Raw genomic sequence first — 15,588 nt, forward strand, 5'->3', positions numbered from 1 at the left:
CCGCGAACAACAGCGATCGTAGCAACCCTTCACACGTTGCCCCTCTGACGCGCCTTCTTATGTTTTGCACACTTTCCTGCAAAAGCGGCAGCACAAAAAAGGCTGGGCGAAAACCTTATGGTTTCTCTCCCGGCCCTTTTATCAAGCTATTTGGACAGTCACTTCGCGCATCGTGTCCGTCGTCTATTCTTTGCGTTCCGCCGTATCATGCAAAGTATGATACACATCCAGCGCCTTGCCTACAAAGTCTTCAATTTCCTCGCGGGATTTGCGAAGCTTGTTCACAAAGCGAACCAGCTCCCGGCCGTCCGCATAGGCAACAAAGCTCGGAATTCCCATAATGCCTTGCTCCTGGCTGACGTCGCCAACCTTGTCAACATCAACCTCAATAAAGGTGAGGCGGTCCTTGTACTTCTCCTCCACCTCTGGCATGAATGGATCGATATATTTGCAATCTCCGCACCAGTCTGCCTTAAACACCGCAATGATCAGATTGCTTGATTGAATGCTAACCTGGAATTCTGCTGCATTTTGTACCTGCTTCATCCCTATCCATCCTTTCACTTATGAGGATTACAATCTTCTATTCCTAGTCAACCAAAGCCAAGCCCGGAAGTCAAATCGGCGGCCCGCTCCAGGCTTATTCAGAGGCCTTGGAGCGTGGTCTGCCCTGAAGACGCATGAGCGGCCCAAATACCTTGCGAAGCGGTGCAGGATAGCTCGACAGCTCATCCCGTTTGACAACGCGCAGTGCAATCAGCAGCACAAAATAGAATACAACCACGACTAGGCCGACGATGGCGCAAGTGATCAGGAAAGCAAGACGATCGGGCAGCAGTGGAAGCAGCATATTGTTCGAAGCCGTATTCAAGGCATATCCTCCCGCTCCAAGCGCGGCGCAGGACGCCAGGAATCCAATCCAGCGGCTGCCAAGAATCGAGAACGGGACAATACGCTTCATCGTCAATACATTCAGCACCGTAATGACAAGAAAGCCCAGCCCGGTCGCCGTGATTATCCCGTATATCCCCCATACAGGGGCCAGGATATAGTTGGCCGCCAGCTTGACGCCGATCCCGATCGCTACATGAACCATCGAGCGGTTCGCCTTGCTAATCCCGAGCAGGATCGAATTACTCGTCATCATGGTAATCTGGAAGATGGTCATGACGGTCAGCAGCCCGACGATGGCACTGCCCTCTCTTGTACTAAAGAGCAATCCGTTCACGGAATAAGCCGCTGCTCCGAGTGCAAGAATAATAGGTGCTCCCGTCAGGATAGAGACTCTCATCGCCAGCGTCACCTGACGCGTCAAATGCTCCGAGTCTCCTTTGGCATAGGCGGCCGAGATGATCGGTACCAGAGATTGGCTAAGTGCAATCGCCAGGATAGGCGGAATACCAGCGATCATTTGAGCTTGATTCGTCAAAATCCCCAGAATGTTCTCTGCTTCAAATGATCCTACTTGTCCACTAAGCAACGGCTTAATGAGCGTACCATCAATGAAATTGACCGCTGGCACGGCCAGTGCCGTCAGCACGATCGGAATAGACAGCTTGAAAATATCGGCATAAATCTTTCTATACGATATCTGGAAGTTCTCGGTTGGAGTCGAATCTGACTTCCGGACCGTGATCCGGTCCTTGCGTCTAACCCGGGTGCTGTAGATGATCATCACGATCAGCGCAGCCACACCGCCAAGCACAGCCCCAAAGGTAGCTCCTGCCGCCACCTTTTCCTGGGAATAACCCCAATAGTAGAACAGAAAGGCCAGGCCAATGCCTGTCGCAACGCGGACAATCTGCTCAACGACTTGGGATACGCCGCCGGCAATCATAATATTCCGTCCCTGCAGATAGCCGCGGATCATGGCGATCAACGGAAAGAGAAGCAAGGCTGGGGCCAGCGCCCGAATCGCTATCGCCGATTCCGGTACTTGAGCGTACATAGCATAGTGTGGGGCAGATATGTAGAGCATAGCAAACATAATAACGCCGGCTACGACGGCAAATATCAATGCAGCCTGATACACCTTGCGCGCCTCTTCCGGCCGATTCAGTGCATGCCGCTCCGAGACCATCTTGCTTAGGGTACTGGGAATACCCGCCGTAGCAAGGGTTAACAGCATAAAATAAACCGCATTGGCCTGACCGTAGGCAGCTTTCCCAGTAACTCCAAGAATATGCTCCAGAGGCACCCGCTGGAATAGTCCCAACAATCTGGCAAGCAGCGCCGCTCCTGCTAATATTAAGGTACCTTGGATGAATGATTCCTTTTTTTCCTGATTGGACACGAAATAATTCCTTCCTTCTCTCTAGAACAAGACGATCCAGATGATAAAAATAATGATCATGGCAAGCTGCAGAATAATCTTGACGACCATGCTGCTAAATAGCCCAACGACCGAGCCGACCCCGACCTTGAAGGCTTTTTCCAGCGATTCTCCCCTGAACAGTTCACCAAGCATGGCGCCAATCAACGGACCCAGCACCAGACCGAACGCGGGGATCACGAACGGACCTACGATAATGCCGATGGTGCTGAGCCAAACGGACAGCTTGCTGCCGCCGAACTTTTTCACGCCCCAGGCTCCGACCGCATAATCCGCGATCAGCAGCACCACGACGATTAACGTCTGAAGCGTCCAGAAGAACCAGCCGAAGGATTCAAACGAGAAGAACCATCCATACACAAAGAAAGCAAAATAAACAGCCACCACGCCTGGCAATACCGGATATACCGTTCCCGCCATCCCGACGACAAACAATAGGATGACTAAGAGCCAACCTACAATTTCCAACATGAACGGCTCACTCCTTCGGCAAAATATAATCCCTGATGATCCATGCAATTCCATCATCATTATTGGATGCGGTCACCACGTCGGCATTTTCCTGAACCGCGAGCTGCGCATTGCCCATGGCCACGCCAAGGCCAGCTGCTTGAATCGCTGCCAGATCGTTCAGACTGTCTCCAACAGCAACCGTCTCCGACATTTGAATGCCAAGCAGCTCGCATACCGTACGGATCCCGCTCGCCTTATTCACACCAGCCGGATTGATCTCCAGATTGTAAGGCGATGAATTCGTAATTTCCAAGCCGCCCATATTCTGCAGCTCCATCATAAGCTTATGGCGGATATCGTCATCCTCGGTGTGATAGCCGAATTTGACCCATTGATTCACGTCCAGCAGGGCCGGATCCCAGTTTTTCTCATTGTAGCTGCCTTCTACAGAATAAGCCCAGAACCATACGCCATAACGCTGGGCAAGACCGTGCATCCGGGCAATAATCGCCTTATCAAGCAAATCCCGGTGATACAATTCATACGGAGATTTCCAGATTTCACTGCCGTTCGCAGTAATCATCGGCGTGTTGAGTCCCAGTTTCTCTCCAAATGGCACCGCCTCGTCAAATCCTCTCCCCGTCGATAGACAAACATGGACTCCGGCCTGCATAGCCTTGCGAATCCACCGCTCTGTCTCCGGAGAAATATCATGCTGATCCGTCAGTAAGGTTCCATCCATATCCAAGGCAAGTAATTTATATTTAAGTTCCACTTTATGTACCCTCCTATCCCAAGCCATAACGCCATTTTATCACAACCAGGTGACTAGCACTAGGCAAGGCGGGCAGTCAAGACCTATCATTGGTCATAGGTTTCCAGATTCTGCCGGCACGCAAAAAAGCAGCCAGAAGACCTGGGAGATGAATCCCTGCGGTCTTGCCTGACTGCCATACCCTGACTGCATCCCCAACTGAATACCCTGACTACACACCATGCTTCACTCATCGGCTCTGCCTCGAAATGACTTTACGCTCAGGCTATCCCCGCCTCAGCCTTCAAGCGGCGGCGCTTCAAGTAACGTGCAGCAAGACCGTGCAGCGGCGAGAAGATAAAGGCGAGTACGAACAAAATCCCTGCCACACTAATCATCGCTCCTGCAATAGAGGCATCCAGCCATTTAGCCAGGTAATATCCTCCAGCCGAGCTCAGAATACCGATCAGCACACTGTACAGCAGCATCCGGCTAAGCCGGTCTGTCAACAGATAGGCTGTCGACGCCGGTACGATCAACATGCCGACAACCAGAATCGCGCCTACACTTTCAAAGGAGGCAACCGTAGCTACCGATACCATTCCCATCAACAGGTAGTGGAACAGAGCCACGGGAATGCCGACTGCCGCTGCCAATGCAGGGTCGAAGGCGCACAGCTTGAACTGCTTGTAGAACAGCCCGATCAGAGCTAGGACCAGAAGGAGGGCTCCCCCCAGCATCCAGACAGCGGCAGGTCCCATATCATATCCGTTCAAAATCCATGTATCCCAGGGAACATAGGCAATCTCTCCGAATAATACGCAGTCGAGATCCAGATCGATATGAGAGGCGTTCAGACTGATCAGGATCACACCGATCGCAAACAGCGCTGTAAAGACGATCCCGATAGACGCATCGGATTGGAGTCCGCTTTGTTGGAGCATTTGAATGAGAAATACGGTAATCAGGCCCAGCACGGCAGCACCTGCAAGCATCAGTACAGAATCCCGGGAGCCGCTGATCAGGAAAGCAATTGCAATCCCCGGCAGAACCGAGTGACTGATCGCATCACCGACCATCGCCATTTTTCTCAGGACGAGAAAACAACCAAGCACTCCACATGTCGCGGCCACAAGTGAACCGGTCAGAATAATCCAGAAATCCATCATGAGTCTGCACTCCTTTCCCCGGCATATCTTCTGGAAGCTGCAGCTCCCAATCCAGACTCAGGTGTTCCAGCCCATTGTCTGACTTCTACACGCTGACGGCTGCGTCTCATCAGTTTGGCGATAAGCCCGCGATTGGGTGCAAAGAGAGCGGAAACCGCAAATAGCAACGTTGCTGCCAGCACGGTCACAGGGCCGGTGGGCAGATTCGACAGGGTTCCGCTGATCATCGTCCCTACCGCTCCGGACAAACCGCCAAACACGCCGGCGAATACCACCATAACTCCTAATCTGTCCGTCCAGTATCGTGCGGCAACAGCCGGCGTAATAAGGAGCGCAGCAACCAGCACAACGCCGACCGCCTGAATGCCGATTACTACCGCAATGACGGTCATAAGCAGGAGCAACTGCTCCAGAAACGCCGTCCTCATCCCCATTCCGCGGGCAAACCCCGGATCGAAGCTGACCAGCTTGAATTCCTTAAAGAGCAGCGCACAGATCAGGATAAGCACCAGCGATACCGCCCCTACCAAATAGACGTCCGACAGCATCATGGATGCGGCCTGCCCGAACATGTATTTATCAAGTCCGCTCTGATTGCCGTTCCCGCTATGCTGAATCTTGGTCATCAGAACAACACCGATGCCGAAGAATACAGACAGCACAATCCCCAGAGCCGCATCCTGTTTGATTCTTGAAAACCGGGTTATGGCATGAATTCCGAAGGTGGCCAGAGCACCCGAGATAATAGCGCCCAGAATGAATAGCCCCATCGATTTCACACCGCTTAGCATAAAGGCGATACAAATCCCCGGCAGAGCGGCATGGGCAAGCGCATCGCCCAACAGGCTTTGCTTGCGAAGATACGCGAAGGAGCCGATCACTCCGCTCCCCAGCCCCAGTAACAGTGAGCCCATAAGTATCCATTGCAGATTGGGATCTGCGAACCAGCTTGTGAAGGAGGATAGCATATCATTACACCTGCCCTGCTGAAGCGGAAGCAGAAAAGTCCTGCAAAATCGCAATACGTCCGCCATAGGTTTTCTGTAGGTTATCCGGCGTGAAGACTTCCTGTGTCGGTCCTTCAGCTACCAATCCGCCATTAAGCAGAAGCACATGGTCAAAATACTGCTCAACCGTCGCCAGGTCATGATGAACAACCAGGACGGTCTTCCCTTGCTCCTTCAGCTCTTGCAACAAAGCCACAATCGCCTTCTCGGTGGTAGCATCCACGCCTGCAAAAGGCTCATCCATAAAATACAAATCTGCTGTTTGAGCCAAAGCTCTGGCTAAAAATACCCGCTGCTGCTGTCCGCCCGACAATTGACTGATCTGTCTTCCCGCCAGCTCGGACATGCCCACCTTGGTCAAGCACTCCAGTGCAAGATTACGCTCAGCCGCACCCGGGCGGCGGAACCAGCCCAGATGTCCATAGCGGCCCATCATGACCACATCGAGCGCATGCGTCGGGAAATCCCAGTCGACCGATTCCCGCTGCGGCACATAGCCCACTCTCTTACGCTGTTCATGATAAGCACCGCCAAATATTTTCACATCGCCATCCACAACCGGGATGAGACCCAGCATCGCCTTAAGTAAGGTTGACTTCCCCGCTCCGTTCGGACCCAATATTCCAATCAGCTTGCCGGCTGGAATATTGAACGATACGGAATTGAGTACCGGCTTCTTCTGATAAGCGACGGTTAGCCGTTCCACTTCCAACGGATATGTCGTCATTCCAATCTCCTTCTTCCTTGAGCTATTATAGTTCAACTTATACATTAGCTCTTTCTGTTTTATTTCAACGCTTCAACAATCGTGTCGGTATTATGCCGGACCATCTTGATATAAGTATCCGCATCGGAGCCCGGCTCGCCCATAGAGTCCGAATACAATTCTCCGCCAATGATAACTTGGTGCCCCATTTCCTCCGCCCCTGCAATGACCGCTTCCATCGACTTGGTCGGAATGCTTGATTCGACGAAAACCGCCTTAATCTGATTCTCCACCAGATAATCACGAAGCTTGGCGACATCCTTGGAGCCATACTCCGCTGCCGTACTGATGCCTTGGAGGCCCATTACCTTGATATCATAGGCGTCTCCGTAATACCCGAATGCATCGTGAGCGGTAACGAGCACCCGTCCCTCCTCAGGAATCGAGGCAATTTTGGTTCTTACCTCTTCATCCAGATCATTAAGTTGACTAATATATGCCTCCGCATTCTGCCGGTAAGTATCGGCGTGGCCCGGATCAAATTCGATCAGAGCATCTCGAACCGTCTCGGCAGCCGAGATCCAGTTGCGAACATTGAACCAGATATGGGGATCGTATTCGGTCCCTCCCGTATCCGCCCCGGACCGCAGTTTTGAAGAATCCAGGTTTTTCGATACCGCCACCGTAGGCTTGGTCCGCTCCAGCTTCTCGAAGATTTCTGTCATTTTTCCTTCCAGATGAAGCCCGTTGTAGAACACAATCTCTGCTCCGTCAAGCTTTGCCATGTCTCCTTGCGAGGCCTTATAAAGATGCGGGTCTACGCCCGGGCGCATTAACCCGGTGACATGAACCTCTTCGCCCCCGACCTCCTGAATCACATCGCTGATCATCCCCGTCGTGGTCACCACTTCAATCGGATGATCATTCCCTGACCGTTGCCTGCTCTCGGGATTCACCTCAACCTGGGAACAACCGGCGATCAATACAAACGCAAGAATACTAAGAGTCATCTTAGCCCGTTGAAACGGGCTCTTTTTGATTGTTGTCTGATTCATGTTAAGCCTCCTCTAAAAAAGTCGATTGATTGTTGTACGAGTAAACACTTGTTTCCTTGATCATCAAATTATAGCTACGGACAATAATGTTTCCCTAGTGCAAATTCTATATCTTTGCAAATAAAAAAGCAAGAGGAAAATTCCCCTTGCTTGGTCATGCTCACTTTCTATGCAGTTTAATTACTGTCCATCGGTAGTTGTGGTATCTGCCTCATTATTTTTCACTGAGTTTTTCTTTGGTACCCCGTCCAGACCGTATTCCTGATCATAAGCATCAAAGATTTTGCGTGCGACAGGCGCGGCGCTGGAGCCCCCGAAGCCGCCTTCCGGAATAATGACAGCTACGGCAAGCTTGGGATTCTCACGGGGAGCAAACGCTATAAATACGCCGTTATCCCGGTTAGCACCTTTCCCCCATTGCTCCGAGGTCCCCGTCTTCCGTGCAAAGTCATAAGGAAAACCCGAGAACGCCGAAGACACATTTGTAGACATGCCCTTGATCACTTCGTCCCAATAAACATCCTTGAAATCCACTTCATTCAAGACTGTCGGCTGGAATTCCTTAACGATATTGCCTTGTTCATCCGTAATTTTGCTTACTAAATGCGGCTCCATCCGCTTCCCGCGGGTAGCAAGCGTCGTGGCATACTGAGCCAGTTGCATCGCAGTATACCCGCCTTTTTGGCCAAAAGAGGCATATACCAAGTTGGAAAGAGTCGTCTCGGATTCTTCAAAATAACCAAGCTTCCCAAGGAATTCATTAGGCAAGTCAACTCCTGTTGAGACGCCAAGTCCAAACTGCTTCATATAATTATCCCAGACTGTGGGGCCTTCCGCATAGTATTTATAATACAGCTTCTCCCCAACCATATCGACCATGAACGCATTGGATGAGACACGGATTGCCTCAGCTGGTTTGATATTTCCGTAGACGTGTCCCTGGGAGTTGCGGACCCTTGCCGAATCATTTTTACCGAAGTAGGCCACACCGCGGTCCGTATAGGTAGTGGTGGTCGTGAACAAATTTTCATTCAAGCCTATCAATACTGACAATGGTTTAACAGTCGATCCAAGCAGGACGGCAGAATCGAAATCATGACCCGAACGGCCGGAACTGATCGGGGTTATTGTCCCGTTCTGGTAGTTCGTCATAATCTTGCTCCAATCATCATTGGAGATGCTTCCATTCTGCCATAAGTTCGTATCGTAATCCGGCATACTTGCCATAGCCACAATATTTCCTGTATCCACTTCCATAGCTACAGCGTAACCCGTCTTAGCATTAGGGTGCGTTTTACCTGACACGGGGTTTTTGTGCACCCAATCTATCTGGTCAAGGATGGCTTGCTCCGTAATCATCTGAATATTTTTATTGATCGTTGTATGCAGGTCATATCCCTTAACCGGGGCGGTGACCTCCGGGATTCCAGTCGCCATATTTCTTGGGTCGATGGGCACGCTCTTGAAGCCGTTCTTTCCACGAAGCTCCTCCTGGTAATAGAGCTCCAATCCATCGTAACCTACGAGTTCTGATTCTGTGTATTGGAGCGCCGGATCGGTCTCCGTTTGCTCGCGAATATCCTTATAATACTTAAAATCCGAACTATCCGTCGTCGACGCGCTAGAGAATTTCTTCAGATAACCGATCGTCTGAACGGCAACCGTATCCGTATCATAGTGGCGAATACTCTCCTCCACGATTTCGATTCCAGCGAACTGGTCCTTTCGCTCCAGGAAATAGGCCATTTCCTCTTTGGTTAAACCAACCTTGATTCGCCGGGGAGTAAAACCGTTATTCTGACGATAATCAAGGTCCATGGCCTTGATGATATCTTCCAGTGTCATGGGATCTTGCTCGGGATCCCCGTACTTATCGAAGACCTCCTTCAATTCGCTCGCCAGCGCCAGCGCTTCGGGACGGTTCTGCTTGCCGCGATCTGTGGTTTGGCTGTAATCCTTCTGCAGAGTAATATACAGAGACTGGACAGGCGTCGAGTAGGCAAGCGCTTCGCCCCCCGCAGCCAGAATGCTGCCTCGAATCGGCGTCATGGGAACGGCTCTTACCCGCATATCGCTCTCCTGCTCCGACAGACTCGGACCCTCAACAAATTGCAGAATGGCCAGCCGGACAATGATGACCGTAAAAATAGCAAACGCGCTGAAGAAAAATAAATTCAGCCTGATATTAAAATGGCGCTGCATTGCCGCTTCTTGCTCGCGCGGATCATCTTTATAGACACTTTTCATTACCTGTTCTCCCCACTGCTCTTAATCCTTAAAACCTCTAACCATTCTATATTAGCATAACGAATGGCAGCCTGACGAAGTTACAGCCTGCCTCGAATTTTATACCGCTTTGTCAGGGATATGTGTCTCCGCAAATGCCGGAGGATCAAACCAATCCCCGCTCCCCGCCCAAGTAGAATCCAGTGGAATCCAACGACCCTCCTCCGACAAATACACTTCATTCCAGGCATGAGGTCCGTAACCGCCCCGTCCGTCATATCCCAGTCCGGTTACGACGCGGACGTCCAGGTCCTGCGACCTCGCCATGACCGCATAAAGCCGGGAGTAATCAATACATACCCCGAGCTTCGTATCAAATGTCATTTGCGGAGTCTGTTCCCGCCAATTGCCATTCTCTTCGTAATCTTTTACCTTATCGTAATCATAACTGACCTGGGAGCCAACCCAATCGTAAAGTTGCCGGGCCTTCTCTTTATCTGTAGAGGCGCCTTTGATGATTACGGCAGCCGTGTTCCCAATATCCGAAGGGATATCGGCATCAATCACTTCATATCTGCGCTGCAGAATTCCGTTTAACTCAGCTTCAACACTGCGCGTGAATACCGGCAATTTCTCTTTGATCAGGTTACCGGTAAGCGGCTCTATGACACTGCGTGCCCCCTGCTGGTACACTGGCGATGACTCGACATACCGGCTGAACCCGCTGTCCGGGTTCAGCGTGACCACGATAAACAATACCGCAATGACGGTCAGACAGCGCGCACCGCCAATCATTCCGCCTAAGACGGCCCCGGCAAGTCTGCTTAGCAGAGAGGAGGGGCGTTCTCCTCGAACCATTATACGTCCAAGGAAAGAGCTTCCCCCCAGCAAAAATGCAGCGGCCAGGCCAAGAAGCGTACGCAGCAGCCAGTAGCCGAGCAGAAATACAACCGCAAACCGCATAAGCGGAAAATCTGCCACTGCCGTGAGCAAGGTGTAGTAAACCTGTTCAAAGCCGGACAACTCACGCTGGGGCGGCTTCACCCCGGAGAGCCAGGTCTGAACCATGGGCGACAGCCAAAGCGTCAGCGGGATGGATGCAAGCAGACTTAAAGCCGTAAGCACACCGCCGCTAACCAAAGATACCAGGCGTCCCGCCGAACGGGAAGCCCCCCGAAACAACCCTTGTACCACCGAAATAATCAAAATGCCTAGCAGCAGCAAGCTGATCAGATTTAGATTTTCCAGACTTAATCCTTCCACACTCGGTCCCTCCATCCTTCCACCTCCTCTGGTTGTCTATTCCATCATCCAAGTTGGCAGTAGACCGCAGGCTGGTGAGTTTACTTGGAATTACGCGACGCCTCCTGGATGAAGGCTTCGAGCGTATCGTTCATTGACCATTCACCCAAAGGCACTCCATGGAAGGAAACCTTCACCTTATCGGCGCCTTGGCTTCCTGTAACCTCCAGGTTAGGGGTAGTAATCGTAAAGGTTCCATCCGCATTGCTTGTCATCTTGGCCTCGCCGGCCTCATCTTTGAGCATATTCAACGCTTCATTCTTGCTGATGGTGACAGCCTGATCCTTAACGGCGGTCACAGCTTCTCCAATATCCTTAAGCTCAATTCCGCTGTAAATAATCACGAAGGCGGCGATAACCAGCACAAGCGCCCATTTCACAACCGTCTTCACAAAATTCAGGACGACAAACAGCACGACCAAGGCCACCACAATGACCAGCCAGTTCGACTTCAAAAATTCAACCCATACATCAACATTCAAGTTCAGACCCAAATCCATTCTTCCACACTCCCGAATCTCAATATCATCATTTCTCCGCACCTCTGGATGTCCTTTTCATTATACATGATGGCCCTCCCCAGTGACAGTTTAACCATGGATTGTAATAAGTTCGTCCGATAAAACGTACAAGTAGAAGCATAACACTCTTTTATTAAGGAGGCTGCCCCATTGAAAATGGCATTCTGGCTCTATTTCTTCTTGTTCCTCGCGTTCTTTGATTTGCATGCCCAATATCCGATTCTAACTCCGTTCGCATTGACCCTGGGAGCTACCCCAGCTTTTATCGGCTGGATGATGGGCATATACGCTCTTACGCATCTGCCGGGAAATTTGCTTGCAGGGCAAGGGGTAGACCGCCATGGGAGCCGTCGATACATGATCTTCAGTCTGATCAGCGCAGGCATTATTTTGCTGCTGCAAGCCCATGTCACCGAGCCATGGCAGCTTCTGGCCCTGCGCTCTGTCAGCGGATTCGTACTGGCCTTTCTCGCCCCCGCCTGTCTTGCCATGCTTGCCTCTTTATCCAGCGATCCGATACGCCAAGGAAAATTTATGGCCGGTCATGGCGTCGTCCATACCCTGGCTTCCGTTGTATCTCCAGCAGCCGGCGCCTTTTTAGTTGCGCAGACAAGTTATTCCTTCACGTTCCAGTCGCTCGGGTGGCTACTGATTGCAACAGGTATCCTGGCAATATTTACGATTCGGGAACCGCAGGGAGCTGCATCCAAGCTCACGCTTCAGGAGGCCGCGAAGACACCGGTCAAGCTGAATATCATCCCCTTGCGCTTCTATATCCTTCCGCTTGCCGTATCCTGCTCACAAGGGATCCTGTACTTTGAGCTTCCATTCCAGGCAGGCGGTGCATCCGGTATTGTAAATACCGGAGTTTACTTCTCCATTATCAGTCTGGGAGCTCTTGTAACCCTTTCTATGCTTTTTCTAAGCCATTACTCCCCTTATATCCGAGCAGCCATGGGCATCCTGGGCATAGCTCTCTCGTTCTTTGCGATGGCGGCTCTGGACTTTGTTCCTTTACAGGTATCTCTCTTCATGCTGGGGATGGCAAAAGGCGTAACCTTCCCCGCGATTGCGTCCATGTTCATTGATCTGAGCGGAGGAAAAAGGCTCGGAACCGTATTCTCCCTGCAGTCGATCTCCATGTCCATCGGTTCGTTCATCGGTCCCATTGCCGGAGGAATGCTGCACGGCAAGATTACCTCTCCTTATTTTGCCGCTTTTCTGATTCTTATGGTCGCGCTTCTCCTCATCCCGCCGAGAACGGGCAAGCTGAAATCCAATCCAGTGCCTCCTGTTACAACTTAGTACCCTTGCACATTCATTCACTTATGCGGTTGACCAATATATTTGCACCAGTTAGGCATCCGTACAATACCGAGGCTCACGTCCCACATAGTATATTGTGTAGTAAACACCGAACGATTTGAAAGTGGGGTGAAACTATGGGCGGCATCGATCCTTGCGGACCAGGTCCAGTAGTTCCTAATTGGACATCTACAGGCGCGATCCTCGTATTGTACATTTTGCTGGTAATTATTTTGCGCTCCCCGTTCTTTGTGTAACAACAGCAATGAGAGCTACGGTCTGCCCATCCGGGCGGGCCGTTTTGCATGAAGAGGACCTGCGGTATACACTATATAAGTTAAATAATCTGTAGCCGGGAGGAGCCGTCTTGTCCATCAGCATTATTGTCGAAGGAAAAAATGACCGCAGCAAACTGCGCCGGGTACTCCGGGACAATGTGAATATCCACTGTACCTTTGGGACGCTTAACAGCTTGAAGCTCGAAGCACTGCGCAAGCAGGTAGCTGACGACGAGGTATTCCTGTTCTTGGACAATGATTCGTCAGGCAAAAAAATTCGGGGTGTGCTGCGGGATTTATTTCCGGATGCAGTCCATATCTATACAAGGAGAGGCTATGCGGGCGTGGAGGGCACGCCGGAGGAATATGTGATCGCCCAATTAGAAAAGGCCGGCCTTGAGGAATTGATCATTTATCCTCCGGCCAGCCCGTATTAATCCTGTTCTATTCTTTTGCCAGATTAGCTACGCCCTTTGCGATTTCTTCTGCCGTAGCCTCTGGCCGGTATATTTCCCGCAAATTTCCGTCGCGGTCAACCAGACCGATCAGATCCGCATGCACAAAGTTCCCGCTCTGATCTTTCGTAATCAAGGTCTTGAAGGAATTGATCGCCAAATCCATCGTCTGCTGCTGGTCTCCTCTAAGAAAATACCAGCCATTGTAATCCACCTTAAACTTATCGCCGAAGGCTTTCATATTCTCAAGAGTATCCCGCTCTGGATCAAATGTCACCGAGATGAAGGAAGCATCCTTGCCGAACAACCCTTTCTCCTTCAAGATATCCTGAACCTGAGAGAGCCGGAAGGTCGTCAAGGGACAAACATCAGGACAGTTGGAGAAGAAAAAATAAAATAGTCTGACTTGTCCTTGAGTATCTGCGAGCGTAATTGTTCTGCCGTCCACATTCTCCATACTGAAGCTTTCAACCGGCCCGATGACCGGAAGCTTAGGCTTATTCAGACTGGTTAACAGCAAATATCCCGCCAACAAAATCAATATGGCTAGAAACAGCCAGGTCCATTTATATTTTTTCAGAAGAGACATGCCTCGCCCTCCACCATTAAATACGTACAGTATCCAGAATCATTACAATCAAAGCTATGGTCAGGTAGTTCACGGAGAATAAGAACACCTTTTTGGCCCATTGGTCATCATTCTTCGAACGGAATCCCTTAACAGCCATATATAGCCATGCTACCGATAGGATTTCCCCGATAACGAGGAACCAGATCCCGGTATAGTCGAATACATACAGGAGGATCGGAACCGGAATCAGCAAAGCAAGATAAGGCAGCATCTGCCATTTGGTTCTCCGAATTCCCTTCACAACCGGAAGGAGCGGGAAGCCTGCTGCTCTGTATTCTTCCACGCGACGAATGCCAAGTGCCCAGAAATGGGGCGGCTGCCAGAGGAACAGCAAGGCAAAGAGCAGAACAGCACCGAGATCCACTTTACCGGTAACTGCGACATAGCCGATAACCGGCGGCATCGCACCGGAAATGGCGCCGACCGATGTGCTCCAGGTGGAGCTTCTCTTCAGCCATAAAGTGTATACCAGCACGTAGACGATCATGCCTACGATTCCGAACACTCCTGCGAGCCATCCTGAGAAGGCGAACAGAATGCAGAGGCCAAGAATCCCTAGTATGACTGCATAAATGAGTACCGTTCGGGGAGACAGCTTGCCAATCGGCAGTGCCCGATTCTTGGTTCGTTCCATCTTTGTATCCAGATCACGGTCGAAGTAGTTATTAAATACGCAGGAGGAAGCCATGACCAGCATCGTCCCAAGTAATGTGAGTATTAGGCTGCCGTAATGCAACTGCCAGTGTGAGGCAACCCAGAATCCGGCAAACGCTGCGATCAGGTTGGAGCGCAGTATTCCCGGCTTCGTCACGGCAACAAAATCTCTCCAGGTCGCCGCAGACTCGCCAGGCGGAGAAGTTCTTGCAGCAGCAAGAGCCGCAGACTCGGCTGGAGCGTGGTAACGAAGTTGTTTATCCACTTGTCGTTGTGCCTCCCTATTCTTCAATGATGTCTATAAAAAAAATCACAGAAAAGTCTAAAATACACCTCTTGCTATAAACTTTATCATATCAAACCCGAAAAGTGTTTGACAAACATATGATTAAAGTTTGTTCTTGTGACAATTCAGTGACACGAAGTCAAATTCAGTGACACGAAGTCAGGTGATACCAACGTTCCCTTCGTCGCAGTTTCGTGCGGTGCGCAGCAATGCGAATACACCAACAACAAAAAAGCCGACCAATGATTCTGCGTGCCGGGGGCAACGTGTGAAGTATGCTTACGATCGCTGTTGTTCGCAGATTTCTTGATTGTATAAACCCTAGCAGGGTAGAAATCCGCTCACAAAGGCGAACACTCCGTTTCTTCAGCACACTTCACACTTATGCCCTTATTACGCAGGGCTCTTCAGTCCGGCTCTATAGTTGCCGGATGCACTGCACCCCTCTATGACG

The 15,588-nt window shown here is 50.8% G+C and carries 16 protein-coding genes; 3 read left to right on the forward strand and 13 right to left on the reverse strand.

Annotation, left to right across the window (positions count from 1 at the left end; genetic code table 11):
- Positions 1-183 precede the first annotated feature (183 nt).
- The 11 genes from KQJ23_RS23295 to KQJ23_RS23345 form a co-directional block, all read right to left on the reverse strand.
- Positions 184-546 carry a thioredoxin family protein gene (locus KQJ23_RS23295; RefSeq protein WP_216481285.1) on the reverse strand — a complete coding sequence of 121 codons (363 nt, stop codon included), beginning with the start codon at positions 544-546 and terminating at the stop codon, positions 184-186.
- 94 nt (positions 547-640) lie between these two features.
- Positions 641-2,293, reverse strand: coding sequence for a putative polysaccharide biosynthesis protein (locus KQJ23_RS23300; protein WP_216481286.1), 1,653 nt, complete (start codon positions 2,291-2,293; stop codon positions 641-643).
- A gap of 21 nt (positions 2,294-2,314) precedes the next feature.
- Positions 2,315-2,800 (reverse strand): DUF456 domain-containing protein, encoded by a 486-nt coding sequence (locus KQJ23_RS23305; RefSeq protein ID WP_044482160.1) that lies wholly within the window; start codon positions 2,798-2,800, stop codon positions 2,315-2,317.
- A gap of 10 nt (positions 2,801-2,810) precedes the next feature.
- Entirely contained in the window at positions 2,811-3,560 is a 750-nt protein-coding gene (locus tag KQJ23_RS23310; RefSeq protein ID WP_430522330.1) for a Cof-type HAD-IIB family hydrolase, read from the reverse strand.
- A 260-nt stretch (positions 3,561-3,820) separates the two neighbouring features.
- Positions 3,821-4,708 (reverse strand): metal ABC transporter permease, encoded by an 888-nt coding sequence (locus KQJ23_RS23315; protein ID WP_216481288.1) that lies wholly within the window; start codon positions 4,706-4,708, stop codon positions 3,821-3,823.
- A complete protein-coding gene (locus KQJ23_RS23320; protein WP_216481289.1) occupies positions 4,705-5,676 on the reverse strand; it encodes a metal ABC transporter permease in 972 nt (323 codons plus the stop codon). Before KQJ23_RS23320 ends, KQJ23_RS23315 begins: the two co-directional genes overlap by 4 nt.
- A 4-nt stretch (positions 5,677-5,680) precedes the next feature.
- Positions 5,681-6,442, reverse strand: coding sequence for a metal ABC transporter ATP-binding protein (locus tag KQJ23_RS23325; protein ID WP_216481290.1), 762 nt, complete (start codon positions 6,440-6,442; stop codon positions 5,681-5,683).
- 59 nt (positions 6,443-6,501) lie between these two features.
- Positions 6,502-7,476, reverse strand: coding sequence for a metal ABC transporter solute-binding protein, Zn/Mn family (locus KQJ23_RS23330; protein WP_216481291.1), 975 nt, complete (start codon positions 7,474-7,476; stop codon positions 6,502-6,504).
- A gap of 180 nt (positions 7,477-7,656) precedes the next feature.
- Positions 7,657-9,723, reverse strand: a complete 2,067-nt coding sequence (locus KQJ23_RS23335) for a peptidoglycan D,D-transpeptidase FtsI family protein (protein WP_216481292.1) — start codon at positions 9,721-9,723, stop codon at positions 7,657-7,659.
- Between the two features lie 99 nt (positions 9,724-9,822).
- Positions 9,823-10,980 (reverse strand): transglutaminase domain-containing protein, encoded by a 1,158-nt coding sequence (locus KQJ23_RS23340; protein WP_216481293.1) that lies wholly within the window; start codon positions 10,978-10,980, stop codon positions 9,823-9,825.
- 65 nt (positions 10,981-11,045) lie between these two features.
- Positions 11,046-11,504, reverse strand: coding sequence for a hypothetical protein (locus KQJ23_RS23345; protein WP_249530022.1), 459 nt, complete (start codon positions 11,502-11,504; stop codon positions 11,046-11,048).
- Positions 11,505-11,675: 171 nt separating this feature from the next.
- On the opposite strand from KQJ23_RS23345, the gene KQJ23_RS23350 reads away from it, so the two are divergent.
- The 3 genes from KQJ23_RS23350 to KQJ23_RS23355 all read left to right on the forward strand — a co-directional run bounded on the left by KQJ23_RS23350 (position 11,676) and on the right by KQJ23_RS23355 (position 13,545).
- Entirely contained in the window at positions 11,676-12,830 is a 1,155-nt protein-coding gene (locus KQJ23_RS23350; RefSeq protein WP_216481294.1) for an MFS transporter, read from the forward strand.
- A gap of 137 nt (positions 12,831-12,967) precedes the next feature.
- Entirely contained in the window at positions 12,968-13,087 is a 120-nt protein-coding gene (locus tag KQJ23_RS23885; protein ID WP_249530023.1) for a YjcZ family sporulation protein, read from the forward strand.
- Between the two features lie 110 nt (positions 13,088-13,197).
- Positions 13,198-13,545: a toprim domain-containing protein gene (locus tag KQJ23_RS23355; protein ID WP_216481295.1), complete on the forward strand. Its 348-nt coding sequence runs from the start codon at positions 13,198-13,200 to the stop codon at positions 13,543-13,545.
- A gap of 7 nt (positions 13,546-13,552) precedes the next feature.
- Here the strand turns inward: KQJ23_RS23355 and KQJ23_RS23360 are convergent, their stop codons facing one another.
- Complete coding sequence (locus KQJ23_RS23360) at positions 13,553-14,152, reverse strand: SCO family protein (protein ID WP_216481296.1); 600 nt, start codon at positions 14,150-14,152, stop codon at positions 13,553-13,555.
- Between the two features lie 16 nt (positions 14,153-14,168).
- A complete protein-coding gene (gene cyoE, locus KQJ23_RS23365; RefSeq protein WP_216481297.1) occupies positions 14,169-15,113 on the reverse strand; it encodes a heme o synthase in 945 nt (314 codons plus the stop codon).
- Positions 15,114-15,588 lie beyond the last annotated feature (475 nt).

The sequence above is a fragment of the Paenibacillus brevis genome (genome assembly GCF_018919145.1).
Classification (GTDB): domain Bacteria; phylum Bacillota; class Bacilli; order Paenibacillales; family Paenibacillaceae; genus Fontibacillus; species Fontibacillus brevis.